Raw genomic sequence first — 24,998 nt, 5'->3', positions numbered from 1 at the left:
TCGGTGCACCGAGCGCGTCGGCGGTGATAGCGTCGGCGACTGTGAGCCGCGCGACATCGAAGAATCTGTCTCTGCCCGAACGCGTCCAGCGCCGGTTGTTCCGGGCGGCGGGACTGATTCCCGCGTCCGTGCTGGGTACCGCCGCCCGGATCACCAAGGTCAACTCCGACGGCGGTCACCTCGCCCCGGAGATGGCGCTGGTGGGAGCGGCGACCGCGAAGGTGCCGGGGATGGGGCTGACGTCGCGGCCACCGGCCGGGGCCCGCGCGCAGCTCGACGCCACCGGCGTGGCGATGGCGCAGACCTTCCCGCCGTTCGCGATCGAGGAGGATCTGGAGTTCGAGGGCCCGGGCGGAACCATCGGCGCGACCCGCTACCGGGTGGAGGCGGGGAGCCCGCGCGGACTGATCCTGTTCCTGCACGGCGGCGGCTACGTGCTCGGCAGCCGGGCCAGCCATGACTCGGCGGTCCGTGCGCTCGCGGTGGCCTCCGGCACAGACGTGCTCTCGATCGACTACCGGCTCGCCCCGGAGCACAAGTTCCCGGCCGCGGTCGACGACGCGCTCGCGGCCTGGCACTACGCGGTGGCGAAGGCACCCGAGTGGGGGATCGACCCGGCGAAGATCGTCGTCGCGGGCGACTCGGCGGGCGGCTGCCTGTCCGCCGTGGTGGCGCTGCAGACGCGGGGCGAGGACGTCGTCCCGGCGTTGCAGTTGCTCATCTATCCGGTCACCGACATGGCGCGGGAGACCGATTCCCGGCGTGAGTTCGCCGACGGGCACTTCCTCACCGCAGCGGACATCGCCTACTTCACCGAGCACTACCTGTCCGATCCCGCCGAGGCCACCGATCCGCGGGTCTCGCCGTTGCTGGCCGACGACCTGAGCGGTCTGCCGCCCGCGTACGTGGTGGTCGCCGGGTTCGATCCGCTGCGCGACGAAGGTCTGGCCTACGCCGAGGCGATGCGCGCCGCGGGCGTGCCGGTGACGCTGGAGCGGGCCGGCTCGATGATCCACGGCTTCATCAACATGGGCCTGATCTCGCCGGCGGCGCGCGAGTACGTCTCCCGGATGGGCGCGGCCGTCGTCGACGCCCTCTCCTGACGGTTCAGGTGGGGCGCAGTGGCCGGTGTGATCGGTCGCGCCGCGTCCGACGACTCCTCGGCTGATCGCCGAGTGACGCCGTCCGACCGGTTTGTGCCACGGTCGGACGGCGCCACGCGGGGCCGGGCGCCGCTGTTTACGATGAGCGTCATGCAGAACGACGACGCTCCCGCCGCCGCGACGCCGCCGGTCACCGCGGGCTCCGCCGAGCCGCAGGTGCGCGACGAACCGTCGTTCAAGCGGCTGCTGCTGCTGTCGGCGATCTGTGTGCTCGTCGCCGGTGGACTGCTCTTCTGGCTGTCGCGGATGTGGGGCACGCCGGTGCTGTCGGCCGGATACATCGCCCTGATGTTCCTGGCTCCGGCCATCCGGATCCTGGATCTGCGCGGCATGCTGGCGGCGACCGGCTGGGCGATGGTCATTCTGGTGGCCGGCGTGCTCATCGGGCCGTACGGGCCGTGGGTGCAGCTCGGCGGCGTGGTGGTGACCGCGCTCGGGCAGGGGCTGTTCGTCGTCGCCGGGTCGGCGGGGCTCAACCGCTCACCCGCGAGCCTGGTCGGTTTCGCCAAGTTCGCCGAGACGGGATCGTTCGCCGAGGTGTGGCAGCCGTTGATCGGCCTGTCGATCGGTGCGGCCGCGATCATCGTGCTGGGGCTGATCGCCTTCGGCAGCGACAAGAAGAAGGTCAAGGCGGCGCCGCTGTCCGAGCGGCTCTTCTACGGCGGCGGCCTGGCGATCGGCTCGGCCGTGCTCACGGTGATCTGGACCGTCGCCGGGCTCGGCGGCCTCGGCTACGCGCTGCTGGTGTTCTGCCTGATCTACACCTACGACTCGGGCAAGGTGATCCACAATTCGACGATCCGGGTGTTCGGCGCGGTCCTCGGCGTGGTGACGTCGGTGCTGATCTCGTGGCTGTTGTCGTCGTGGCAGCCCGCGCTGATCGCGGTCTTCGTGATCTGCGGCATCCTGGCGCTGGCCAGCTTGCTGAACAAGCAGGAGTTCTGGTTCGTGGTCTTCCTCGTCGCCGCGGTGGTCCATCTCGCCGAGATCACCCCCGGCAAGTCGGCCTTCGACTCCGGCGTGGAGCACATCCTCGGCGTGGTCGGAGCCGCCGCGGTCGCCGTGCTTCTGCACTTCGCGGCCGTCCCGCTGCACGACAAGTTCCTGAAACCCGCTCTGGCCGTCGCTCGCTCCTGACCGGCAGAGCGGTGTGCTGACAGGGCTTCCGAGGATTTGACCCACGATATGGGCCGAATCCTCGAAAGCCTTCTCGGCCGCCCTGTGGAAAACCCGAGTTGTCCACAGGAAGCGCAGGTGGGGGATTGTTTTCGGACCCGTCGACGCAGCACGCTGAGCGGCATGGCGCTTTCCAAGGAATGGCCTGCGGAGGCACGGTCGCTCGACGAGGTCCTGGCCGCACAAGACGGGGTGATCTGCCGCAGACAGGCCCTCGCGGTGTGCGGACGCTCCGAACTACGTCGCCGCCTCCGGTCTGGGCTGTGGGTTGCGCAGTTTCCCGGCGTCTATCTCACGCACACCGGCGCGCCGACGTGGCGGCAACGCGCGTGGGCCGCGGTGCTCAGCGTGGAACCGGCTGCGCTCGGCGGCCGCTCGGCGATCTATGCCGCGGGCGGGCGGGTCGACGGGAAGCGCTTCGGCAGCGAGCCGATCCGCGTGGTGGTCAGCCATCGGCGGAGCATCGGCGAGCGGAAGGGTGTCGTTGTTCAATACTGCTCGCACTACGCTCGCCGGCTCGGTGGAGGAAGCCCGCCGCGGATCAAACTAGAGCACGCCGTCCTCGACCTGGCCGCGGCTGCGCCGACCACTCAGGACGCGGTGGCGCGGCTCGCCGAGGGTATCCAGAACAGACTGACGACGGCGACGCGCCTCACGGTCGCTCTCAAGACCAGGCCGAACACGGCGAAGTATCCGCTCCTCCTGGAAATCCTCGCCGACCTGGAGAAGGGCACCTGCTCGGTCTTAGAACGGGAATACCTGACCAAGGTCGAGCGATCGCATGGGCTACCGGCTCCGCAGCGGCAAGCTCCGACCACGGTGGGGCGCAAGGGATTCCGCGATGTCGACTACCCCGAGTGGGGCGTCGTCGTCGAACTGGATGGGCGGGCCGGTCACGACGACCCTGCCGCGCGCGACCGGGACATGGAACGCGACCTCGATGCCCTCGTTGGCGCTGCCCGGATCACCGCGCGTCTCGGCTGGGGCCAGGCATCGACGCGGCCGTGCCGGACCGCTGGCAAGATCGGCCGCCTCTTGAGACGGGGTGGCTGGCCGGGTGAGGTGACAGCATGCACTTCCCCCGACTGCACGGCGCTTGAGGACCTTCGAGAACTGTGACCACCAGATGGGCCAGAACCTCGAAAGCCCTCGCGGGCACTGAAGTCAGGGCGCGACGGATCCGAGGAAGCTCGAGACGGCGGCGACCATCTGGTCGAGGGCCGGCTGTTCCAGCGGGTAGTGGCCGCCGTTCTCCAGGTGCGTGACGGTCACCGGCACCGCGGTGATCCGGTCGAGGAACGGCGTCGAGAGCGCCAGCGGTGTCCACCGGTCGGCGTCGGGCTGGGTCAGCAGCACCGGGCACACGTCGAAGTCCTCGGGTGCCACGGCGGGGCGGTACTGGAGCCACGAATCGAGGAAGCCGACGGTCACGCTGTTCCCGGCCGAGGTGGTGTCCGCGTAGCACGCCTTCTTCGCCGCGCGATTGTTGACCAGGGCCCGCATCTTGCTGACGTAGCGCATCGGTACGCGCAGGTCGCGCAGCCGGGTCCGGGCGAGCCGGTGCATGAGCGGCTTGCCTACCAGCCCGCTGACCGGGTCGAACGCGGTGTCGCGGACGACGCGGGCCGAGGCGGTGTCGAGGAAGGTCATGCCCACGATCCCGGCGACCTTCCGGTTGAGCGCGGCGACGTGGTACGTCTCCATGCCGCCGGCGGAGAGGCCGTAGAGCACGACCGGGCGGTCGTCCTTCGCGAGCTCGGCGTCGACCAGATCGGAGCCGATCCGCACCCAGTCGTCGTAGGTGACCAGGGTGTTCGGCGCGACCGCGGTGATCCCGTAGGTCGGCATGTCGATGGCGATCGTCTCGTATCCGCGTGTGGCGAGCGGATGGCCGAGGATGGTGCTCATCTGCCGCCCGTTGGTGCCGACGCCGTGGAGCAGGATCACTTTCACCGGCGCATCGGGATTCCGGTAGGTGTCGAGATGGATCCGGTGACCCCGGTGCTCCCACCATTCCTCGGCCGGTTCGGAGTCGGGCGTGAGCCGGTAGTCGGCGGGCAGGAACTCCTGGATGGCGCGCCACTGCGGCTGCTGGCGGTAGGTGGTCATGTGCCCACTGTGCTCGCCTTTCCAGGCTAATGCAAGTATCGCTCGCATTAGGTCGCCTGGCAGACTCGAGGCCGTGACGTCCGAATCCGCGCCGACGACTCGCCCAGGAGGCCGCACCGAGCGCACGCGCCGCGCGGTCCTGGCCGCCGCCGCAACGCTGCTGGCCAAGTCGCCGCCGTCCGAGGTGACGGTCGCGCAGATCGCCGAGAAGGCCGGCGTGAACGAGGCCACCGTCTATCGCAAATGGGGCACCAAGGACGCGCTTTACGGCGACGTCCTGATGACCCTGTCGCGGGAACGGCTGGTGATGGACGACACCGGATCGCTGCGCGGCGATCTACTCGCCGTGATCGGCGGGGTGGCCGCCTTCCTGCGCACCCCGGCCGGTTTCTCGCTGGCGTATCTGGGCGCGACCGGTGACGACGCGACCACGGCCACCTTGCGGGACACCTTCTGGGCCGACCGCTTCGCCCGGGCCCGGGAGATCTTCGACCGCGCCGTCGCACGCGGTGAACTCCGCGACGCGGCACAGGCCGACCTCGCCTACGAGATGCTCATCGGCGTCATGCACTTCCGGATCCTGGCACTGCGCCGGCCCCTCGACGACGACATCGCCGACCGCATCGTCACCCTCGTCCTCGACGGCCTCCGCCCCCGCTGACCCGCCGCCCGCAGAACTCCCCTCCACCGAGAACAGTGGCTTCGACGCAGCTCAGCCGGCTAAGGGGTCGCCGAAGAACTTCCACGCCCAGTGAGCGCTCGCCCCATCCTGCGCGAGTCCGGGTCGGGCGGGTGTTTCCCGAGCCTGCCGACAGCTCTGAACTCCGTCAGTGCGAGGCCACGGAAGAACTTCCACGTCTAGTGAGCACTCGCCCCGTCACTCGAGAACTCGGCGCCGGTCGTTGTTTCTGAGCCCTCCGCAGTTCCGAATTCCGTCAGTGCGAGGCCGCGAAGAACTTCGACGTCTAGCGAGTACTCGCGCCATCCTGCGCGAGTCCGGGTCGGGCGGGTGTTTCCGAGCCCTCCGCAGCCCTGCCTAGAATTCCGTGCGGAATCTAGAAGGGAGCAGCGAGGACTGCCGACGAAACACCCGCCCGACCCGGGCGCTCAACAGAGTTGGACGAGCAGGCTAGGGAGCCCAGGTCCGCGCGCCCTCGGCCGCTTCCTCCGCCTCGTGCTCACCGGCGACGCGGTGCGCCCGGTTCACCGCCGAGACGACGGCCCGCAGGCTCGCGGTGGTGATCGACGACGCGACGCCGACTCCCCAGACGGTCTCGCCGTTGATCTCGGTCTCCACATAGCAGGCCGCGTTGGCGTCGCCGCCGGCGGTCAGCGCGTGCTCGGAGTAGTCGAGCACGCGGACGTCGAACCCGACGGTGCCCAGCGCGTCGACGAAGGCGGCCAGCGGGCCGTTGCCGCTGCCGGCGATCTCGCGCTCGACGCCGTCGACCTTGACGATCGCGGTGATCGAGTCCTCGCCGCCGTCTTCTTCGGCCGCGTCGACCTTCTGGCGCATCCGCTCCAGCGGGGTGATCGGCTCCAGGTACTCCTGCGCGAAGACGTCCCACATCTCCTTGGGGTTGACCTCGCCGCCCTCGCCGTCGGTGATCTTCTGGATCTCGCGGCTGAACTCGATCTGCAGGCGCCGCGGCAGGTCCATGCCGTGGTCGGCCTTCATGATGTACGCGACGCCGCCCTTGCCGGACTGGCTGTTGACGCGGATCACGGCCTCGTAGTTGCGGCCGACGTCCTTGGGGTCGATCGGCAGGTAGGGGACGGCCCAGATGATGTCCTCGACGTCCTTGTCCTGCGCGTCGGCGTCGTACTTCATCTGGTCCAGGCCCTTGTTGATCGCGTCCTGGTGACTGCCGGAGAAGGCGGTGAACACCAGGTCGCCGCCGTACGGGTGGCGCTCGGGGACGTTCAGCTGGTTGCAGTACTCCACCGTGCGGCGGATCTCGTCGATGTCGGAGAAGTTGATCTGCGGGTCGACGCCGCGGGAGAACAGGTTCATGCCCAGGGTCACCAGGTCGACGTTGCCGGTGCGCTCACCGTTGCCGAACAGGCAGCCCTCGATGCGGTCGGCGCCGGCCAGGTAGCCCAGTTCGGCGGCCGCGACGCCCTCGCCACGATCGTTGTGCGGGTGCAGGCTGAGGATGATCGACTCGCGGCGGGCCAGGTTACGGCTCATCCACTCGATCGAGTCGGCGTACACGTTGGGGGTGGTCATCTCGACCGTCGCCGGCAGGTTGATGATCAGCGGCTTGTCGGGGGTCGGCGCGATGATCTCGGAGACGGCGTCGCAGACCTCCTTGGCGTAGGTCAGCTCGGTGCCGGTGTAGCTCTCCGGGGAGTACTCGTAGCGCCAGTTGGTGTCGGGGTACTTCTTCTCGGTGGTCAGGCACAGTGTCGCGGCGTCGGTGGCGATCTTGGTGATCGCCGGCTTCTCGGCCCGGAAGACGACGCGCCGCTGCAGAATCGACGTCGAGTTGTAGAAGTGCACGATCACGTTCGGCGCGCCGTTGCACGCCTCGTAGGTGCGCTCGATCAGCTCCGGGCGGCACTGGGTCAGCACCTGGATGGTGACGTCCGCCGGGATGGCGTCGTCGTCGATGATCTCGCGGATGAAGTCGAAGTCGGTCTGGCTCGCCGAGGGGAAACCGACCTCGATCTCCTTGTAGCCCATGCGGACCAGCAGGTCGAACATGCGGCGCTTGCGGGCCGGGCTCATCGGGTCGATCAGCGCCTGGTTGCCGTCGCGCAGGTCAACGGCGCACCACAGCGGGGCGCGCTCGATCACCTTGTCGGGCCAGGTGCGGTCGGGCAGGGCGATCTTCTCGACCTCGTCGGCGAAGCTGCGGTAGCGGTGTACCGGCATCGCGGAGTTGCGCTGCGGGTTGTACGACGGCTGGCCGGCCGGAATCGGTCCGCTGGGGGCGACGATACGGCTGGGTCCGGAGGTGAAAGCGTCTGCGGGGGACATGGGTGGTCAAGCTCCTAGATCAAAGGAAGGGGTTTGACCGGCGCGTCGAACGGCCCGCGACGGAGGGCCGGTCGTGTCAGACCCCGCCGCGGCAACCGAGAAGAAGGGTGCGCTGCATATCTGCATGATACGACATCCCGTCGACACCGATCAAACACTCGGGACTGGACAAACTAAGGCTTACCTAATTACAGTGGGGAGGCCCCGTCCAACGGCGTGCGGGGAAGCGGCTGGGGAGAAGCGCCACGGACTTCGCCCACACCTGCCGGCACACACCGGCATGCGAAGGCAGGCCCCCGAGGGAAGACGTCTCGGGGGCCTGTCTGCATCGGCGTCGCCGCCGCGGATCCCGTAAGCGAGACACACTTCACTGTGTGATTAGCTTAGCCTAAGCTAATCTGACGGCAATGCCTGAGCAATGTGTCAGGCAGTCGACCGTTCATCCGCACAGGAGGAGTTCAACATGGGCAGCATCGATTGGGGTTCGATCCCGATCATCGGCGATCTCGGCCACGCTCTGGCCGGTACCGGGGCGTTTCAGGAAGTCTGGATCCCGGTCTGGAACACGATCGCGGTCGGCGTGAACTCGGTCTTCGGCCAGGACATCCTCTGGCATCAGTGAGTTCCGCGGCGCCCTGAGCGCGAAGACGCGGTCGCCGGCGCAGGGCGACAGGCCCCCGAGAGAAGACGTCTCGGGGGCCTGTCCGCATCCAGTATCGGCGACGATGCGCCGCTCACGCGAACGGCGTGCCCCAATGTGAGGAGAAAGCGATCTCGTTGAGCGGCAGGCGCTCTCGCGGCCAGGCATCACGCTCCCGGATCTCCGGTGTGAGTGTGTCCGGGTCGTCGGCCAGTCGTCCGATCGCGAGCAGCACCATCGGCCGGACTCCCTTCGGGATGCCGAAGGCCTCGATCGCGGCGGCCTTGCTGAATCCGGCCATCGGGTGCGCGTTGTAGCCGAGGGACACCGCCTGGGTGATCATCTGGCCCAGGGCGAGACCGGCGTCGACCGCGCCGTACTCGTGCTTGGCCGGGTCGTCGGGCTCGTCGGTGGTGCACACCAGGATGAAGGCGGCGGACGCCGGCGCCCAGCTCGCATTGCCGCGGTTGAGTGTCGCGGTCAGCGCGGCGAAGGTGTCGTCGCCGCGGCGGCCGACCACCAGGCGCACCGGCTGGATCCGGCCCCAGGTCGGCGCCCAGCGGCCGGCGTCCAGGATCGAGGTCAGCTCGGCGTCGTCGATGGTGGCGGTGGTGTCGTAGCCGCGCGCGCTCCAGCGGCCGGCGATCAAGGGATGCATGACGACCACCCTACGGCGCGGCATCCGCGCTCGCCGTGGCGCGAAACGCCCGTATCGGGCAGCGCCGGACATCACTGCAAAGAGCCAGGTAGAGGGGTAGATACACTCCCGGAGTCAGTTTCTCGGAAGAGAGGTCCCACCCGTGAATCCGATCCTCGGAACGCCGAACGGCGCCGACACGGCGTGGCTGCTGGCGGCCTTCGCGCTGGTGCTGTTGATGACGCCCGGCCTGGCCCTCTTCTACGGCGGCATGGTGCGCAGCAAGAGCGTGCTGAACATGATGATGATGTGCCTGGCGGCGATCCCGGTGGTCTGGGTGATCTGGTTGCTGTTCGGCTACTCGGCGGCGTTCGGGCCGGACAAGGCGGGCCTGATCGGCGACCCGACGGCGTTCGCGGGGTTGCAGCATCTGTTCGGCGGATTCGCCCCGGACGGCTCGGACACCGGCAAGATGCCGCTGGTCCAGCACATTCCGGCGATGCTGTTCGTCGCTTTCGAGGCCGGTTTCGCGATGGTCACCGTCGCGCTCATCGCGGGCGCCGTGGCCGACCGCATGCGATTCGGGGCGTGGCTGACGTTCTCCGCACTGTGGATCACGCTGGTCTACATCCCGGTGGCGCACTGGGTCTTCGCGGCGCCCGGACTGACCGGCGCGGCGCACGGCGGCTGGATCGTCTCCAAACTGCACGCCATCGACTTCGCCGGTGGCACGGCGGTCGAAATCAACTCCGGCGCTTCGGCTTTGGTGATGGCACTGCTGCTCGGCCGACGCGTCGGCTGGCCCCGCGATCCTATGCGTCCGCACAATCTGCCGTTCGTGATGCTCGGGGCCGGACTGCTCTGGTTCGGCTGGTTCGGCTTCAACGCCGGGTCGACGCTGGCCGCGAACGGCTCCGCGGCGCTGATCGCCGCCAACACGCTCGGTTCGGGCGCGGTGGCTATGGTGGCGTGGCTGGTCGTCGAGCGGGTGCGACACGGCAAGCCGACGTCGTTCGGTGCGGCATCGGGTGTGGTCGCGGGCCTGGTCGCGATCACCCCGGCCTGCGGGTCGGTCACGCCGATCGGTGCGATGGCGGTCGGCGCCGCGGCCGGGGTGGCGAGTTCGTTCGCCATCGAGCTCAAATACCGCTGGCGGTACGACGACTCGCTCGACGTGGTGGGCGTTCATCTGGTGTCCGGCGTGGTCGGCACCCTGATGATCGGCCTGGTGGCCAGCAAGTCGACCCCCACCGGCGTCGACGGCCTGCTGTACGGCGGCGGCTTCGACCAGCTGTGGCGGCAGGTGGTCGCGGTGCTGACCGTGCTGCTGTACGCGATGACCGTGACGGTCATCGTCGGATTCGTGCTCAACCGGTTGATCGGCCTGCGGGCGCACGCTCACCATGAGGCGGAAGGTCTCGACGACAGCCTGCACGCGGAATCCGCCTACGACTTCCACGTCGACCGCGGCCGCCGGATCCCGGGCCTCGGCGGCTGAGGCCGGTCTGGGCCACGTCTCCCGAATCTCTTTCCGGGCTACCGATGCCTTCGGAGAAGATTTGAGAGACACGGCCTACCGCACGGCGTCCTTCCCGCGCATCACGTAGGCGACGACGACGGACAGCACCAGCAGGGCGATGCCGCCGGCGAGTGCGGCGGCGTGCATGCCGTCGACGAAGGCCTGCTTGGCGGCCAGCGCCACCGGGCTGTCGGTGCCGACGTGGTCGAGCGTCTCGCCGAGCGAGTCGGCGAACCGGCCGTCGCTGTGGCCGAGGAAGACCGCGGTGGCGAGCGAGCCGAAGAGCGCCAGCCCCAGGGCGGTGCCGAGCTCGAAACTGGTCTCCGAGACGCCCGACGCGGCGCCGGACTGTTCCGGCGGCGCCGAACCGACGACGACGTCGGACACCAGCGCGAACTGGATGCCGTAGCCGATACCGCTGATCGCGGTGAGCACCAGGAAGATCCAGAGCGGGCTGTGCACGCCGAGGCTGAGGATCCCGAGGTTGCCGGCCGCGGCCAGCAGCAGGGAAAGGGTGAGGGCTCGCCGGACGCCCATGAACCGGGCGACACGCGCGGCGGCGACCGAGAACACGGCGATGGTGATCGCCATCGGAATGCCCGCGAGCGCGGCGGCGAGGACGTCGTATTCCTGTACCGACTGCAGGTAGACGTTGGTCAGGTAGGCCATGCCGCCCTGGGCCATCATGCCGAAGAGCGCGACCGCGATGCAGGCGCTGAAGGCGGCGCTGGAGAACAGCCGCAGGTTCACCAGCGGCGCCGGAGTGCGCTTCTGGTGCCGGAGGAAGAGCCAGATCATCGTCGCGCCGAAGAGGCCGATCACCAGGCTGCGGATCGAGATGCCCTCCGCGGCCGCGTCTTTCACGGCGTAGACGATCGGGAGGATGCCGAGCAACGACAGCACCACGCCGAGGATGTCGAAGGGGTGGGTGGAGCGGGCGCGGTACTCGGGCAGCAGGAACGGTGCGAACACGAAGAGCGCCGCGATCACCGGAACGTTGATCAGGAAGACCACGCCCCACCAGTAGTGGTGCAGCAGGAAGCCCCCGATCACCGGGCCGATGGCCGCGCCGCCGGCGAAGGCCGCGGTCCAGATGCCGATGGCGCGGGCGCGGTCGGCGGGGTGCGGGAACATGTTGGCGATCAGCGAGAGGCTGGCCGGCATCAGGGTGGCGCCGCCGATGCCCATCAGGGCGCGGGCGCCGATGAGGAACGCCGCGTTCGGGGCGAAGGCCGCGGCCACCGAGGCGATGCCGAAGACCGCCGCGCCGATCAGCAGGATGCGGCGGCGGCCGATCCGGTCGCCGAGGTTGCCCATGGTCATCAGCAGGCCGGCGATCAGGAAGCCGTAGACGTCGAGGATCCACAGCTCTTGCGTGGCCGACGGGTGCAGCGCTTGCGCGATGGTCGGCATCGCCAGGTAGAGGACCGAGAAGTCCATCGACACCAGGATCACCGGCAGCATCAGGACGACCAGGCCGAACCAGGCACGACGGCGCCCGAGAGCGCTCGGGCTCTCGTCGGCGGTGAGTGGTTGCGGCGTCATCTGGTCGTCGGCTCCGGGGGTCTGGTGTTCGGTGGTGAGGCTCATGGTTTCCGGGGGTCGTCGTTTCGGGGGAATGGGCGTGACTGCGCCGCGTCGGGTCGACGCGGCGCGTACGGTGTACGCTACTCCCGTGAGTACGCTGTACGCAAGATGATCCTTCGGGACCGTGGAAAGGGAGGTGCCGCGTGCCGCCGGCCAAGCTGACGATCGAGCAGATCGTCGACGCCGCGATCGACATCGCCGACCGCGACGGCCTCGACGCCGTCTCGATGCGGCGGATCGCCGACCGGCTCGGCGTCGGCGCGATGAGCCTGTACCGGCACGTCGCCGACAAGGATGCGCTGCTGTCGGCCATGTCCGCGGAGGTGGGACGACGCTTCCCGTACCCGGTGGGCGAGCCGGGGCCGTGGACGTGGCGCGAGCGGGTGGCGATCGCCGTCGACGTCGACTGGCGCCTCTACCAGCGGCACCCGTGGGTACTGCTGACCTACGCGGTGCCGCGCTACGGCCTCACGCCCGACTGCCTCGCGGGCCTGGAGTGGCTGGCCGAGGGCTTCGCCGAACTCGGCGTCGACGACGCGACCGCCGTCGAGATGGCGCTCACCCTGTGGAACCACGTCGACGGTGCGGCGCTGATCTCGGTCAGCGACCAGCTGCTGCGCTCGCCGGCCCCCGCCGAGGGGAGCGGCGGCCTCGCCGAGGTGCTGTCGGCGTCACCGACCGACGCCCGCCTCGCCGGTCTGCCGCTGCTGTCGCGGGTGGCGGGCGGTGAGGCGGTGTCCCGGCTGGTGGATCAGCGCGCCGTGCTCGACGCCGGCGTTGCGCGGCTCTGTGACGGTTTCGCGGCGGCCGCTCCCGATCCCCGCTGAGCGATCTGTCGCGGATCCTGTCGGCGGCGAAAAAGTGTCGCGGATCTTGCCGGATCCGTCGGCGAGTCCGCGACAGATTTCGGCCCCTCTCCCGTCGTGGCCTCTCGCGGTCAGATCGCGTACTGGAAGACCGTCAGCATGTACGCACCGAACCACGCGCTCAGCAGGACGATCGGGGCCAAGACCGCGGCGGCGGTGGTGCGGCGTTGCCGCGACAGCAGCACGGCCAGGGGGATCAGCAGTACGAAGGCCGGCAGGAGGAGCCGGGCGCGGCTCATCATCAGACCGCTCGACAGCAGGATCGACGCCGTGACCAGCGCGCCGTACGCGAGGACCGGCCAGGGGAGGCGGGCCGCGACCGACCACATGAGCAGGCAGAGCACCCCGAGCATGATCAGGGCGGTGGCGATGGCGGCGAAGTCTTGCGAGACCGTGAGCGAGTCGGCGATGAACTCGGTCGCCGCGGCGCCGAGGTCCATCCGGGTGTCCCAGCCCTGCGTCTGAATGGTGAACCAGCCGTCGAGAGAGCCGGTGCGCGCGGCCACATAGCCGAGATACCCGAGGTAGCCGAGCGGCGCGAGGACCACCGCGGCCCAGGCCCGCGGGCCGTCGCGCCGGGCGACCACGGCGGCCACCATCACCACGGCGATCACCGCCACCCCGGTCGGGCGGACCAGTCCGATCGCCAGGGCCGCCGCACCGGCGGCGAGCCAGCTGCGTTCCAGCACGAACACCAGCGCCCAGGCGGCCAGTGCACAGAACAGCGCCTCGGTGTACGCCATGTTCAGAACCACTGACATCGGGGTCGCCGCGAAGAGCACCACCAGGTACAGGCCGGCGCGGCCGGGGTCGTTGTCCGGCGTCATCCGTGCGGCACACAGGGCGCCCAATCGCGCCACCCCGACCGCGGCGACCAGGCCGAACAGCACGTTCAGGGTCAGCGCGGCGGCCGTGACGCTGACGCCGGGCACGTCGGCGAGCAGGCCGACCAGCATCGGATAGCCCGGGAAGAAGGCGTAGCCGGTGTCAGCGGTGTGGATGCCGTGCGCATCGGTCAGCGTCGCGGGTACATCGCGGTAGCCGTACTGCGCGATGGCGACCATCCACTGGCCGTCCCACTTGGTGAAGAGCGTCCCGAACGACACGTCGCGCTTGGCCGCCAGCAGCGCGAGGACGGCGATGCCGATCGCGCGGACGACGACGAAGATGCCCATCGCGGCGGCCCACGGGGGCAACGCGGACCGGCTCGGCGCCGAAACGGTTGCGGTCGTCATCGCCACGATCGTACGCAGCAGTCGTCGAATTCGGACTCGTCGAGGCGACCGGTACAGTATTCCCCGGAAAGCAGCACGCGAGAAGACCGAGTACAGGAAGGCCCCCGACGTGGCACTGGTGGTCCAGAAGTACGGTGGCTCGTCGGTGTCGGACGCCGAACGGATCCGGCGCGTGGCCGAGCGCATCGTCGAGACCAAACGACAGGGCAACGACGTGGTCGTCGTCGCTTCGGCGATGGGTGACACCACCGACGAACTGCTCGATCTGGCCGAGCAGGTGAACCCGAATCCGCCGCAACGCGAGATGGACATGCTGCTGACGTCCGGCGAGCGCATCTCCAACGCGCTGCTGGCCATGGCGATCGAGGCGCTCGGCGAGAGCGCGCAGAGCTTCACCGGCTCGCAGGCCGGAGTCATCACCACGTCGAGTCACGGCAAGGCCAAGATCATCGACGTGACCCCCGGCCGGGTCCGCAGTGCGCTCGACGACGGCAGGATCGTGCTCGTCGCGGGCTTCCAGGGCGTCGCCCAGGACACCAAGGACGTCACGACCCTGGGCCGCGGCGGGTCGGACACCACCGCGGTGGCGCTCGCCGCCGCGCTGGAGGCCGATGTCTGCGAGATCTACACCGACGTCGACGGCATCTACACCGCCGACCCGCGGATCGTGCCCGACGCCCGGCACCTCGAGAAGGTCTCCTTCGAGGAGATGCTCGAGATGGCCGCGTGCGGCGCCAAGGTCCTCATGCTCCGGTGCGTGGAATACGCGCGCCGCTACAACGTTCCCGTTCACGTGCGCTCGTCGTACTCGACCAAGCCCGGCACCCTGGTGTCCGGTTCGATGGAGGACATCCCCGTGGAAGAAGCGATCCTCACCGGCGTGGCTCACGACCGCAGCGAGGCTCAGGTGACCGTCTTCGGCATTCCGGACGAGCCCGGCTACGCCGGCAAGGTGTTCCGGGCCGTCGCCGACGCCGAGATCAACATCGACATGGTGCTGCAGAACATCTCCACCGTCGAGACCGGCAAGACCGACATCACCTTCACGCTGCCGAAGGAACTCGGGCCGGTGGCCATCGAGAAGCTGTCGGCGCTGCAGAGCGAGATCGGTTTCTCCGAGATCGCGCTCGACGAGAACGTCGGCAAGGTGTCGCTGGTCGGTGCGGGCATGAAGAGCCACCCGGGCGTCACCGCCACCTTCTGCGAGGCGCTCAGCGAGGCCGGCATCAACATCGAACTGATCTCCACCTCCGAGATCCGGATCTCCGTGCTGTGCCAGGAGGCCCAGCTCGACGACGCCGTGCGCGCGCTGCACAAGGCGTTCGATCTCGGTGGCGACGAGGAAGCCGTCGTGTACGGCGGAACGGGGCGCTAGTCATGGTCAACATCGGAGTCGTCGGCGCCACCGGTCAGGTCGGCGGCGTCATGCGCGCCCTGCTGGAGCAGCGGAACTTCCCCGCCGACCAGGTCCGGTTCTTCGCCTCCCCGCGGTCGGCGGGCAAGACGCTGCCCTTCCGCGGCGAGGAGATCGTCGTCGAGGACGCGACCACCGCCGATCCCAGCGGCCTGGACATCGCGCTGTTCTCGGCCGGCGGCACCATGTCGAAGGTGCAGGCCCCGCGCTTCGCCGCGGCCGGCGTCACCGTGATCGACAACTCCTCGGCCTGGCGCAAGGACGACGACGTCCCGCTGATCGTCGCCGAGGTCAACGGCGAACTCGCGAAGAACCCGCCGAAGGGCATCATCGCGAACCCGAACTGCACCACGATGGCCGCGATGCCGGTCCTCAAGCCGCTGCACGACGCCAAGGGGCTGCGCCGGCTGATCGTGTCGAGCTACCAGGCGGTCTCCGGCAGCGGTCTGGCCGGAGTGCGGGAACTGAAGGGACAGGTCGAGGCGGGCGTCGCCGGTGACCTCGGACAGCTCGTCTACGACGGCGGCTCGGTCGGCCTCGGCGAGCCCGGTGTCTACGTGAAGCCGATCGCGTTCAACGTGCTCCCGCTGGCCGGGTCGATCGTCGACGACGGCTCCGGGGAGACCGACGAGGACCAGAAGCTCCGCAACGAGTCGCGCAAGATCCTCGGTATCCCCGAGCTGCTGGTCAGCGGCACCTGCGTGCGCGTCCCGGTGTTCACCGGCCACTCGCTCTCGATCAACGCCGAGTTCGACGAGGCGATCACCCCCGACGAGGCGCGGGCCATCCTCGCCGAGGCCGCCGGGGTCAAGGTGGTCGACGTTCCCACGCCGCTCGACGCGGCCGGTGGCGACGTCTCCCTGGTCGGCCGGATCCGCCAGGATCCGGGTGCCCCGGACGGACGCGGGCTGGCCCTGTTCGTCTCGGGCGACAACCTCCGCAAGGGCGCCGCGCTGAACACCATCCAGATCGCCGAACTGCTCGTCTGACCCTTCGACCGCGTGTCGTCGCTTCGCTCCGCCACGCATGCTCAGGGCCAGGCCGTCGCGTGTCGTGCGCCGTGCTCCGCCACGCATGCTCAGGGCCAGGCCGTCGCGTGTCGTGCGCCGTGCTCCGCCACGCATGCTCAGGGCCAGGCCGTCGGCGGTCGCCATGTTGGTCGAGCGGTCTTCATGCTGGTCGAGCGGAGTCGAGACCTTCTGCTCGGTCGGGTGGGTGATCTCGACTCCGCTCGATCGTCATAGGCCCGGCTCGATCGTCACAGGCTCGGCTCGAGTGGTTTTCATGTTGGTCGAGCGGAGTCGAGACCACCGGTCGTCCTGAGTCGAACACGTGCCTGACCGAGGAGCGTGTGGTGGACTCTTCGACATGGGTACGAAACCGTATCGACTCCTCGCGGCGGTCGCCGCTCTGGCGCTGATTCTCGGGCAGGCTCCGGCCGCGTCCGCCGCGCCGAGCGGTGTCCCCGGCCTGGGCCCGAAGTGGACCTCGCTGATGCACGGCGACCTCGCCTCCACCGACAGCACCGCCTACCGAGGACCGGGACGTACCGGGCATCTGGCGGCGTGGAGCGTGCCGGGCGGGCCGTGCGCGGCCACCTTCATCGGGTCCGACTCGCTCCCGGTGTCGTTGTGCACCAACGTGATCGCCGGGCGTCCGCCGCAGTTCGCGACGCCGGTCGTGACGCTCTTCGATCCGGCCACCGCCCGGGTGCTGGCGACCCTGCCGCTCGCCAAGGGCGGCCTGCTCGGCGGCGTCTACGGCTACCTCGACGACAAGAACCGGGTGGTGGTGGCCGACGGCACCGGCGCGATCCTGAAGGTGGCGCATCGGCGTACCGCCCGGGGATGGCAGTTGTTCGTCGCCGACCGGATCGACCTCTCGCGGCACCTCGGCGCCGACTCCGTGACCGGGCTGGCGCCCGACGAGAGCGGGCGCATCTGGTGGGTCACCACCGCGGGCATCGTCGGGACGGTCACCGGCCGGAGGGTCGCCTCGATGCACCTGCCGCGCGGCGAAGAACTGGGCAACGGTCTGTCGGTGCGGTCCCGCGGTGTCTCGGTGCTCACGACGCACGCGTTGTACGAGATGTGGGCCGGCTCCGACGGTGTCCCGAAGGCGGTGTGGCGCAAGGCGTACGACCGCGGGCCGGCGCGCAAACCCGGCCAGCTCACCTGGGGCAGCGGGACCACGCCGACGTACTTCGGCCCGGGCGGAGACGAATGGGTCGCCATCGTCGACAACGCCGTCGTACCGCGGTTGCACGTCTATCGCTCGGACGACGGCTCCCCGGTCTGCTCGTTGCGGGCCTTCGCCCAGCCGGACCAGGGCACCGAGAACTCGCCGATGGCGTGGGGCGACAGCCTGGTGATCCCGAGCACCTACGGATTCCAGTACCCGCCGATGGCGGTGCGCGGACCGGCCGTGCCGCCCGACGCGCCGTTCGTCGGTGCGATGACGCGGATCGACGTCGCCCCGGGCCGCTGCACCCGGGTCTGGGAGAGCCGGGACCGGATGGCCACCCTCCCGCGGCTGTCCACCGCGGACGGTCTGATCCACGCGCTGGGTTACGGGCCGCTGACACCCGGCCCGCAGCAACTCGGCCCGGTGAACTATGTCGCCGTCGACTTCCACACCGGGCGCCGGGTGGTGACCCGGCAGGTCGGTGTCGCACCGCTCGACGAGCCGCTGCAGCTGACCGGGATGATCGCCCCCGACGGTGCACTCTGGCAGGGCACGTTCAGCCGGATGCTCAAGATCGCCCGGTGAGGCCGGTGGGGGGTGTGTCAGGATCGACGCATGACCTTCCCCGGGCCGCAGGGTGATGACGACGACGAGCGCATCCCGACTCAGGCCGAACTCGACGCCGAGGATCTGGCCGAGCTCGCCCGCACGTCGCGGGACGCCGACCTGGCCGCGCGCTATCCGCGGCGGCCGGCCGATCCGGGTCCGCCACCGGCGGCGCTGATCCGGGACGCCGTCTGGGCCTGGTATCTGTCGGCGGTCACCGCGCTCGTCTGCGTGATCTTCGGTTTCGCGACGCTGGGCGCGACCAGGGCACGCCTCCAGGCCCGGCTGGAACCGCAGATGGAGGGCGTGAAACAGATCGATGCGCACGCGCAGGCGTCGTCGATGGCCCATTTCTGGCCGCTCGCCCTGCTGATCGGCTGGCTGATCGCGATGGCGCTCAGCTACCCCCTGCTGGTCAACATCGCCAAGCACCACAGCCGGAACCTCCGCAGCATCTATGCCGCGCTCAGCGTGGTGATCATCTTGTTCGTTCCGCTGATCTCCGACCTGCTGTTCAAGTACCCGGAAGTGTCGCCGGTGATCCGGGTGCTCGCCTGGGTGTCGGTGGGCGCGCTGCTGCTCTCGGTGCTGATGACCTTCCGGCGCGCGGCCGGCGCGTGGCTGCCGTCGTCCACGCGCATCAAGCCGGGACGGGTCCGCCGCGGGTAGCGGACATAGCGCGTACGTTGGGTGGAGAACTGCTCGTTCAATCCCAAGCGAAGGTGGAATGCGATGACTGTGAATCCGGTGTACCGCGTGTGGTCGACCTCGACCGGTGGCGGACGCGACGGAGAGGTGGTCTCCGAGTCGGGGCGCATCGATCTGGAACTGCGGCCGCCGGTGGAGATGGGCGGCAGCGGCGACGGCTCCAACCCCGAGGAACTGTTCTCGGCCGGCTACGCGGCCTGCTTCAACGGCGCGCTGCACCACGTCGCCAAGGCGGCGGGTGTGGATCTGCCGGCGGGGACCGCCGTCAAGATCACCGTGGGCATCGGATCCGACGACGCCGACGGCGGCTTCGGTCTGGTCGCCGACATCCACACCACGATCCCCGGGCTCGACGCGGCGCAGGCGCAGGAACTCACCGACAAGGCGCACGCCTTCTGCCCCTACTCCAAGGCCACCCGCGGCAACATCGCGCACACGGTCACGTCGAGCGTCTGACCGACTCGCGCGCCCGCCGAGCGCGGGCGCCCGGTAGCGTGAGGACTCGTGAACAACTGGGGAATTCTGGCCGGGCTCGGACTGCTCGCCATGGCGTTCGTCGCGGTCGCCTACATCCGGTATCGGCAGCGCGAATCGTCGTCCCTGATGCGCGACGTCGAACTCGCCCGCGGACTGCGTGACCTCGCCGGAGACGACGCCGTGCGACTGGCCTGCGTCGACGAGTTCGAGGTCGGGCTGTATCAGCGTCTCTTCTACGCCTCCGCGGTCGGCCCCCGCCTGCGCAGTGCGGTCTGGTCGACGGTGGGGGCGGTGTTCGCGGTGACGGCGGCGCTGCTGCTGCGCGGCGTCGCCGGCGCGCTGGCCGACGTCTGCTTCATCGTGGCGCTGGTCGTCGCCTTCTTCTTCGGTCTCGCGGTGCTCTGTTTCCTGTCGATGGCCGCGTTCGCCGCCCTGACCACGCCCCGCGTGTCGTTCGCTGAGTCCTACGGCGCGACCGCAGATGACGCGACGGACTGACTCCGGGACCGGTGGCGGGGTCCGCGCCGCGCTGGCGGTGGTCGGACTGGTGGCGATCGGGATTCTGGTCACCGCCTCGGCGGTGATCGTCGCCGATCGCGGTGCCGGTCCGCGTCCCGGCCAGGCGGCAGGCACCGTCTCGGTGATCGCCGAGAACGGCGTGCCCGACGCGGTGCTGGTGACCCGCATGCTGCTCGCCTCGTCGTCGTCCGCGGTGGTGGTGCCTGCCGGCGCCGCGCCGGAGGAACGCGCGCGGGCCGTCGAGCTGAGCCGGAACCGCCGCGTGCCGGTGTACACGGTGCCGGCCGCCGGGACCGGCGCCGTGACCGCGGAACTGCGGCGACTCGGCGTATCGAGCGTGGTGAACGTCGGCGGCGAGGTCGCGGGTCTCGGGGTGACGCAGACGTCCGACACCAGCCGGATCGGGCGCGGCGTCGTGCCGTTCGCGGGGCATCCGGTGGTGCTGCTCGACGACTCCGGTGACGACGCCGCCGAGGCGGCCGCCGATGCCGGGCTCGCCGATGCCGAGGTGGTGCGCGTACCGGTCGCCGACCCGCGGGCCACCGGGGAGTCCGTGGCCGCGGTGAGTCGTGCCGGGGATCCGGCGATCCTCGCCTTCGGTGCGGCGTTCGGCGACGAGGAGACCTTCCGCGCGCGGGTACGGCAGGCCCGGACGGTGCCCCAGCTGCCGGGCGGCGGCCAGTTGATGTTCCCCTCGCGGCGAGTCGTCGCACTCTACGGTTCCCCGGGTTCCCGGGAATTGGGTCCGCTCGGCAGGCAGTCGTTGCCCGCATCGATCGACCGCGCGAAAGCTGTTGCCGCGCAGTACGACTCGCTCTCGCCGGTGCCGGTGGTTCCGGGCTTCGAGATCATCGTGACCGTGGCCTCGGCCGAGCCCGGATACCGCGGGGCGTACACCAACGTCATCGACCCGGCGGTGGTGGAGCCATGGATCGACGCGGCGGAGAAGGCCGGCATCTACGTGACCCTCGACCTTCAGCCCGGCCGGATGGACTTCCTGACCCAGGCGAAGATGTATCAGCGGTTGCTGGAACGACCGCATGTGGGTCTGGCACTCGATCCGGAATGGCGGCTCAAACCGGGCCAGGTGCACCTGACACAGATCGGCTCCGTCGACCCCGCCGAGGTCAATCGCACGTCGGCGTGGCTCGCCGATCTGGTGCGGACCAGGAACCTTCCGCAGAAGGCGTTCGTCCTGCACCAATTCGACGTGGACATGCTGGGCGACCGGTCCAGGATCGACACCTCGCACCCCGAACTCGCCGTCGTGCTGCACGCGGACGGGCACGGTGTGCCCGCGGTCAAGATGGGGACGTGGAACCGGATGATCTCCGGTATGCCGCCGAACGTGTGGATGGGCTGGAAGAATTTCTACACCGAGGACAAGCCGATGTTCGGCCCGGGGAGAACCATGACGGTGCGCCCCGTTCCGTACTTCATCTCGTATCAATAGGGAATCTCGCGAGGGAGTCGACATGACAAGCAACGCTGCGCCGATCGGTGCCGAGGAACTGGCGGCCGGGCCCGATCTCGCGAGCAGACGCGACCCGGTCGACATCCTGGCCGCGCAGGACGCGACCCGGATCAGGGCACTGGTCCCGGTCCGGCACGAGCGGATGGGTGCCACCCCGTTCACCTTCTACCGGGGCGCGGCGGCGGTGATGGCCGCCGATCTCGCCGCGACACCGGACACCGGCATTTACACGCAGCTGTGCGGCGACGCGCATCTGAGCAACTTCGGGCTGTTCCTGTCGCCAGCCCGGCGCATGGTCTTCGACCTCAACGACTTCGACGAGACGCATCCCGGCCCCTTCGAATGGGACGTGAAGCGACTCGCGGCGTCGATGGTGGTCGCCGCGCAGTCGAACGGCGCGACCGACAAGCAGGCGAAGCGTGCGGCGCGTCGTGCCGCCCGCGCGTACCGCCGCACGATGGCCGCGTCGTCGAACAAGAGCGCCATGGCGTGCTGGTACGACCACGTCGACGCCGACGAGGTGATCCGTGATCTGGGCGACCAGCTGGACACCGCGAGTAGCGACCGGATGCGGCGCCTGCTGAAGAAGTCCCGGCATCGCAACAGCGAGCAGGCGCTGTCGAAGCTGTGCGTGCAGGACGACACCGGTGTGCACATCAAGAGCGATCCGCCGCTGCTGGTCCCGGCGAGCGAGATCTTCGTCGATACCGATGCGGAGAATCTGAGCGCGATGTTCGTGAATCGGTTCGACGCCTACCGGAAGACCCTGCCGGGATACCTGGAGCGGCTCCTGGACCAGTACGCCTTCGTCGAGGCGGCGCGCAAGGTGGTCGGCGTCGGCAGTGTCGGCACCCGCTGCTGGATCGCGCTCTTCGCCGGCCGGGAGAACCAGGATCCGCTGTTCCTGCAGATGAAGGAAGCGCAGGAGTCGGTGCTCGCCCCGTACACGCCGGGCGTGCAGTTCCGGAATCAGGGGCACCGCGTCGTCTTCGGGCAGCAGCTGATGCAGGCGTCCAGTGACATCCTGCTCGGATGGCTCTCCGCACCCGTCTTCCAGGACGGGGCGGACGGTTCGGGGAGGGCCGGGGCCGGGATCTCCGACTTCTACGTTCGGCAGCTCCGCGACGGCAAGGGCTCGGTGGTGATCGAGGAGATGCCGATCGAGCGGCTGACCATGTACGGCGAGCTGTGCGGCGCGGTGCTGGCGCAGGCGCACGCCCGCACGTCGGCGCGTGGCGACATCGCCCGCTACCTCGACGGTCTGGGTAAGGACTTCGACAAGGCGATCGGCAAGTGGTCGCTCGCGTACTCGGCGATCAATGTCGCCGACCACACGCGGATGGTCGAGAGCGCCGGTGCGAACGGTGCAACGGCCGGAGACCCGAGCTGAGGGGCGGCCCAAAAAGGCCTTTTACCTGCCGATTTCATGTCCGGCGGGGTTGTCGGGTAAATTCGTTCACGTTGTAACACGGGGTATGGCGCAGCTTGGTAGCGCGCTTCGTTCGGGACGAAGAGGTCGCAGGTTCAAATCCTGTTACCCCGACGCTTTGGTTGAGAAGCAGTAGAGAGCCTGACCGGCAGAAATGCGGGTCAGGCTCTCCTCGTTTCACGAATGCTTCAGGGACGGTTCGGGTTTCGTCCGTGACTCGCCCGCAGCGATGCGAGAGGTCCCGGGGCATCGTGCCGCCGGGACCTCATCACAACCCCTCGAGCGCCGGACTCAGGCTCTCGCAAATGGACGCTCTGGTGCTGATTTCATCCTCAGACTAACAGTGCGGGGCTCCCACGGCCCGCTCCCGCGCCGATCCGGCCTGTCGTCCCCGTTCGGCGTCGGCGGTGTCATCGAACGCCTACGATCGAATCCACTCGACACCCCGGGAGGGCCGGATGCACTGGTTCGTCGACAGTCCGCTGCTTGCGATCTTCTTCTGTGTCGGCGTGGGGTGCGTCGTCGGGAAGATCCCTTTCGGTCCGGTCTCCTTCGGTCCCGCGGGAGCGCTCTTCGTGGCGCTGGCGCTGTCGGCGATCGACCCCGACGTCGCCGTGCCGCCCCTGGTCACCGCGCTGTCGCTGTGCGTGTTCTGCTACATGGTCGGCGTCTCGGCGGGACCGGCATTCGTGTCCGCCATCCGCCGCGGCTGGCGCCAGGTCCTGGTGTCGATCGTCGCGATCATCGGGATGGCGGCGGTCGCACTCGGAGTCGGTAAGGCCTTCGGTTTCGACATCGGCATGATCGCCGGCGCCTTCTCCGGATCCGGTACCGCGACCGCGGCGCTGGGCGCGGTGCAGGAACAGCTCACCGGTGCCGACGGTGAGACGCCGGCGTCGCCCGCGATCGGCTACGCGGTCGCCTATCCGATCGCGGTGTTCGCGACCATTCTGGCCTGCACCTATCTGATCCGGCGGGGTCAGCGGAAGCCGACCGGTGCGGATCTGGAGACGATCAGCCCGATCGTCGTGCGCACGCTCGAACTGGTCGGGGACCCCGGGCTCACCGTGCAGCAGTTCAACGACCGGTACGACGCGGTGATCTCGCGTCTCACCCGAGACTCGGTCACCGTCGTCGCGCACGACGCCGAGCCGCTCGCCGCAGGCGACCTGATCACCGTCACGGCGCGCGAGGACGAGGCCGAGCGGATCGTGGGCGAGCTGGGCCGGCCCGCCACGGTGGAACCCTGGCTCGACCGGTCGGCGATCGACTTCCGGCGCGTCACCCTCTCCACCCGCGGGCTGGTCGGCCGTCCGCTGCACGAGTTACGGATGGAAGAGCGGTACGACGCCGTGGTCAGTCGTGTGCGGCGCGGCGACGTCGACATCATCGCCACTCCGGACCTGATCCTGCAGAGCGGAGACCGACTGCGGGTGACCGCGCCGCGCGACCGGCTCGCCGAGATCGCCGCCGACCTCGGCGACTCCGATCGGGCTGCGGGGGACATCAATCCGATCGGTCTCGGCCTCGGGCTGACCATCGGCCTCGCGCTCGGCTTCCTGTCCATCCCGCTGCCCGGCGGCGGCGCGTTCGTGCTGGGTGCGGCGACCGCACCGCTCATCGTCGGCGTCGTTCTGGGGGCCGTCGGCCGCACCGGGCCGATCGTGTGGACGCTGCCCGGCGGCGTGTCGAACACGCTCAACCAGTTCTCGTTGCTGGTCTTCCTAGCCGCGGTCGGGCTCGGCGCGGGTGGGGGCCTGGTGACCGCGCTCAAGAGCGACGCGGTCGGGCTCATCACCCTCGGCATCGCCATCGCCGCCGCCCACACGCTGATCTGCGTGATCGGTCTCCGCACGGTGCTTCGTGACGGTACCGCGAGCGCCCTGGGCGGCCTCACCGGGTCGCAATTGAATCCGGCGCCGTACGCCTACGCCATGGGCAAGCTCGGCGACCAGCGGATCGCCGTCAGCTACGCGGTCCTCTTCCCGGTCGCCATGCTCGCCAAGGTGCTGATCGCGCAGCTGATGGTCGTGTACTTCTGACGTTCCCGGCCGGCCGGTCGTCGGCCGTCGATCGACAGATGTCGCGGATCCTGCCGGATTCGCCGTCATTCACGCGACCGATCTCGGTCCGGCAAGATCCGCGACGTATTGCGCCCGCGGTGCCTGATCGCCAGGCCATGTGGAGACGGATCGGTAGGAGGGGCGTTTCGACACGATCTCGGCTAGCGCCTCGATCGGCTCAACGGGCTGTGGGGGGCCGGATGGGCTCA

At 69.4% G+C, this 24,998-nt stretch carries 21 protein-coding genes and 1 tRNA gene; 17 read left to right on the top strand and 5 right to left on the bottom strand.

Features of this window, described 5'->3' with window-relative positions:
* Positions 1 to 41 precede the first annotated feature (41 nt).
* The 3 genes from ACSEEN_RS08285 to ACSEEN_RS08275 all read left to right on the top strand — a co-directional run bounded on the left by ACSEEN_RS08285 (position 42) and on the right by ACSEEN_RS08275 (position 3,458).
* The gene (locus ACSEEN_RS08285; RefSeq protein WP_440712899.1) at positions 42 to 1,103 is read left to right on the top strand and encodes an alpha/beta hydrolase; all 1,062 of its coding nucleotides are present in this window, start codon (positions 42 to 44) and stop codon (positions 1,101 to 1,103) included.
* A gap of 150 nt (positions 1,104 to 1,253) precedes the next feature.
* Positions 1,254 to 2,300, top strand: coding sequence for a hypothetical protein (locus tag ACSEEN_RS08280; protein WP_440712898.1), 1,047 nt, complete (start codon positions 1,254 to 1,256; stop codon positions 2,298 to 2,300).
* Positions 2,301 to 2,462: 162 nt separating this feature from the next.
* Positions 2,463 to 3,458, top strand: a complete 996-nt coding sequence (locus ACSEEN_RS08275) for a putative endonuclease domain-containing protein (RefSeq protein ID WP_440712897.1) — start codon at positions 2,463 to 2,465, stop codon at positions 3,456 to 3,458.
* 45 nt (positions 3,459 to 3,503) lie between these two features.
* Here the strand turns inward: ACSEEN_RS08275 and ACSEEN_RS08270 are convergent, their stop codons facing one another.
* On the bottom strand, positions 3,504 to 4,448 hold the full coding sequence (locus ACSEEN_RS08270) for an alpha/beta hydrolase (RefSeq protein WP_298446086.1): 945 nt from the start codon (positions 4,446 to 4,448) through the stop codon (positions 3,504 to 3,506).
* A gap of 73 nt (positions 4,449 to 4,521) precedes the next feature.
* On the opposite strand from ACSEEN_RS08270, the gene ACSEEN_RS08265 reads away from it, so the two are divergent.
* On the top strand, positions 4,522 to 5,109 hold the full coding sequence (locus tag ACSEEN_RS08265) for a TetR/AcrR family transcriptional regulator (RefSeq protein ID WP_298446084.1): 588 nt from the start codon (positions 4,522 to 4,524) through the stop codon (positions 5,107 to 5,109).
* A gap of 468 nt (positions 5,110 to 5,577) precedes the next feature.
* Here the strand turns inward: ACSEEN_RS08265 and leuA are convergent, their stop codons facing one another.
* On the bottom strand, positions 5,578 to 7,431 hold the full coding sequence (leuA, locus tag ACSEEN_RS08260) for a 2-isopropylmalate synthase (RefSeq protein WP_298442769.1): 1,854 nt from the start codon (positions 7,429 to 7,431) through the stop codon (positions 5,578 to 5,580).
* Positions 7,432 to 7,894: 463 nt separating this feature from the next.
* Between leuA and ACSEEN_RS08255 the strand changes: the two genes are divergently transcribed.
* On the top strand, positions 7,895 to 8,053 hold the full coding sequence (locus ACSEEN_RS08255) for a hypothetical protein (protein WP_247865909.1): 159 nt from the start codon (positions 7,895 to 7,897) through the stop codon (positions 8,051 to 8,053).
* Positions 8,054 to 8,165: 112 nt separating this feature from the next.
* Here the strand turns inward: ACSEEN_RS08255 and ACSEEN_RS08250 are convergent, their stop codons facing one another.
* Positions 8,166 to 8,729, bottom strand: coding sequence for a nitroreductase family protein (locus ACSEEN_RS08250; RefSeq protein WP_298442765.1), 564 nt, complete (start codon positions 8,727 to 8,729; stop codon positions 8,166 to 8,168).
* A gap of 142 nt (positions 8,730 to 8,871) precedes the next feature.
* Between ACSEEN_RS08250 and ACSEEN_RS08245 the strand changes: the two genes are divergently transcribed.
* On the top strand, positions 8,872 to 10,206 hold the full coding sequence (locus tag ACSEEN_RS08245; RefSeq protein ID WP_371308243.1) for an ammonium transporter: 1,335 nt from the start codon (positions 8,872 to 8,874) through the stop codon (positions 10,204 to 10,206).
* Positions 10,207 to 10,281: 75 nt separating this feature from the next.
* Here the strand turns inward: ACSEEN_RS08245 and ACSEEN_RS08240 are convergent, their stop codons facing one another.
* Positions 10,282 to 11,772, bottom strand: coding sequence for an MFS transporter (locus ACSEEN_RS08240; protein WP_440712967.1), 1,491 nt, complete (start codon positions 11,770 to 11,772; stop codon positions 10,282 to 10,284).
* A gap of 185 nt (positions 11,773 to 11,957) precedes the next feature.
* Between ACSEEN_RS08240 and ACSEEN_RS08235 the strand changes: the two genes are divergently transcribed.
* On the top strand, positions 11,958 to 12,641 hold the full coding sequence (locus ACSEEN_RS08235; RefSeq protein ID WP_247865914.1) for a TetR/AcrR family transcriptional regulator: 684 nt from the start codon (positions 11,958 to 11,960) through the stop codon (positions 12,639 to 12,641).
* Between the two features lie 110 nt (positions 12,642 to 12,751).
* Here ACSEEN_RS08235 and ACSEEN_RS08230 read toward each other — a convergent pair whose 3' ends face one another.
* The gene (locus ACSEEN_RS08230; RefSeq protein WP_440712896.1) at positions 12,752 to 13,915 is read right to left on the bottom strand and encodes a hypothetical protein; all 1,164 of its coding nucleotides are present in this window, start codon (positions 13,913 to 13,915) and stop codon (positions 12,752 to 12,754) included.
* A gap of 109 nt (positions 13,916 to 14,024) precedes the next feature.
* On the opposite strand from ACSEEN_RS08230, the gene ACSEEN_RS08225 reads away from it, so the two are divergent.
* The 10 genes from ACSEEN_RS08225 to ACSEEN_RS08180 all read left to right on the top strand — a co-directional run bounded on the left by ACSEEN_RS08225 (position 14,025) and on the right by ACSEEN_RS08180 (position 24,768).
* Positions 14,025 to 15,290, top strand: a complete 1,266-nt coding sequence (locus tag ACSEEN_RS08225; RefSeq protein ID WP_247865918.1) for an aspartate kinase — start codon at positions 14,025 to 14,027, stop codon at positions 15,288 to 15,290.
* A gap of 2 nt (positions 15,291 to 15,292) precedes the next feature.
* Positions 15,293 to 16,318, top strand: a complete 1,026-nt coding sequence (locus ACSEEN_RS08220) for an aspartate-semialdehyde dehydrogenase (protein WP_247865919.1) — start codon at positions 15,293 to 15,295, stop codon at positions 16,316 to 16,318.
* A 379-nt stretch (positions 16,319 to 16,697) separates the two neighbouring features.
* Positions 16,698 to 18,098 (top strand): hypothetical protein, encoded by a 1,401-nt coding sequence (locus ACSEEN_RS08215; RefSeq protein WP_440712895.1) that lies wholly within the window; start codon positions 16,698 to 16,700, stop codon positions 18,096 to 18,098.
* A 30-nt stretch (positions 18,099 to 18,128) separates the two neighbouring features.
* Complete coding sequence (locus ACSEEN_RS08210; RefSeq protein WP_440712894.1) at positions 18,129 to 18,788, top strand: hypothetical protein; 660 nt, start codon at positions 18,129 to 18,131, stop codon at positions 18,786 to 18,788.
* 63 nt (positions 18,789 to 18,851) lie between these two features.
* Positions 18,852 to 19,283 carry an organic hydroperoxide resistance protein gene (locus tag ACSEEN_RS08205; protein ID WP_440712893.1) on the top strand — a complete coding sequence of 144 codons (432 nt, stop codon included), beginning with the start codon at positions 18,852 to 18,854 and terminating at the stop codon, positions 19,281 to 19,283.
* A 48-nt stretch (positions 19,284 to 19,331) separates the two neighbouring features.
* On the top strand, positions 19,332 to 19,802 hold the full coding sequence (locus ACSEEN_RS08200) for a hypothetical protein (protein ID WP_440712892.1): 471 nt from the start codon (positions 19,332 to 19,334) through the stop codon (positions 19,800 to 19,802).
* Positions 19,786 to 21,276, top strand: a complete 1,491-nt coding sequence (locus ACSEEN_RS08195; RefSeq protein WP_440712891.1) for a hypothetical protein — start codon at positions 19,786 to 19,788, stop codon at positions 21,274 to 21,276. The genes ACSEEN_RS08200 and ACSEEN_RS08195 overlap by 17 nt, the downstream gene beginning before the upstream one ends.
* A 22-nt stretch (positions 21,277 to 21,298) precedes the next feature.
* Positions 21,299 to 22,687 (top strand): DUF2252 domain-containing protein, encoded by a 1,389-nt coding sequence (locus tag ACSEEN_RS08190; RefSeq protein ID WP_371308237.1) that lies wholly within the window; start codon positions 21,299 to 21,301, stop codon positions 22,685 to 22,687.
* A gap of 79 nt (positions 22,688 to 22,766) precedes the next feature.
* A tRNA-Pro gene (locus ACSEEN_RS08185) sits at positions 22,767 to 22,840 on the top strand.
* A 344-nt stretch (positions 22,841 to 23,184) separates the two neighbouring features.
* Positions 23,185 to 24,768 carry an aspartate:alanine exchanger family transporter gene (locus ACSEEN_RS08180; RefSeq protein WP_440712890.1) on the top strand — a complete coding sequence of 528 codons (1,584 nt, stop codon included), beginning with the start codon at positions 23,185 to 23,187 and terminating at the stop codon, positions 24,766 to 24,768.
* Positions 24,769 to 24,998: the final 230 nt, after the last annotated feature.

The organism is Gordonia marina (assembly GCF_052036135.1).
Taxonomy (GTDB): domain Bacteria; phylum Actinomycetota; class Actinomycetes; order Mycobacteriales; family Mycobacteriaceae; genus Gordonia.
This window is presented reverse-complemented; position numbering and strand designations above follow the sequence as displayed.

Bases quoted from the DNA above. Each gene is read 5' to 3' on its own strand.
- ACSEEN_RS08280 (WP_440712898.1), top strand. From the start codon at position 1,254: ATGCAGAACGACGACGCTCCCGCCGCCGCGACGCCGCCGGTCACCGCG.
- ACSEEN_RS08275 (WP_440712897.1), top strand. From the start codon at position 2,463: ATGGCGCTTTCCAAGGAATGGCCTGCGGAGGCACGGTCGCTCGACGAG.
- ACSEEN_RS08270 (WP_298446086.1), bottom strand. From the start codon at position 4,448: ATGACCACCTACCGCCAGCAGCCGCAGTGGCGCGCCATCCAGGAGTTC.
- leuA (WP_298442769.1), bottom strand. From the start codon at position 7,431: ATGTCCCCCGCAGACGCTTTCACCTCCGGACCCAGCCGTATCGTCGCC.
- ACSEEN_RS08255 (WP_247865909.1), top strand. From the start codon at position 7,895: ATGGGCAGCATCGATTGGGGTTCGATCCCGATCATCGGCGATCTCGGC.
- ACSEEN_RS08250 (WP_298442765.1), bottom strand. From the start codon at position 8,729: ATGCATCCCTTGATCGCCGGCCGCTGGAGCGCGCGCGGCTACGACACC.
- ACSEEN_RS08240 (WP_440712967.1), bottom strand. From the start codon at position 11,772: ATGACGCCGCAACCACTCACCGCCGACGAGAGCCCGAGCGCTCTCGGG.
- ACSEEN_RS08230 (WP_440712896.1), bottom strand. From the start codon at position 13,915: ATGACGACCGCAACCGTTTCGGCGCCGAGCCGGTCCGCGTTGCCCCCG.
- ACSEEN_RS08220 (WP_247865919.1), top strand. From the start codon at position 15,293: ATGGTCAACATCGGAGTCGTCGGCGCCACCGGTCAGGTCGGCGGCGTC.
- ACSEEN_RS08215 (WP_440712895.1), top strand. From the start codon at position 16,698: ATGGGTACGAAACCGTATCGACTCCTCGCGGCGGTCGCCGCTCTGGCG.
- ACSEEN_RS08210 (WP_440712894.1), top strand. From the start codon at position 18,129: ATGACCTTCCCCGGGCCGCAGGGTGATGACGACGACGAGCGCATCCCG.
- ACSEEN_RS08205 (WP_440712893.1), top strand. From the start codon at position 18,852: ATGACTGTGAATCCGGTGTACCGCGTGTGGTCGACCTCGACCGGTGGC.
- ACSEEN_RS08195 (WP_440712891.1), top strand. From the start codon at position 19,786: ATGACGCGACGGACTGACTCCGGGACCGGTGGCGGGGTCCGCGCCGCG.
- ACSEEN_RS08190 (WP_371308237.1), top strand. From the start codon at position 21,299: ATGACAAGCAACGCTGCGCCGATCGGTGCCGAGGAACTGGCGGCCGGG.
- ACSEEN_RS08180 (WP_440712890.1), top strand. From the start codon at position 23,185: ATGCACTGGTTCGTCGACAGTCCGCTGCTTGCGATCTTCTTCTGTGTC.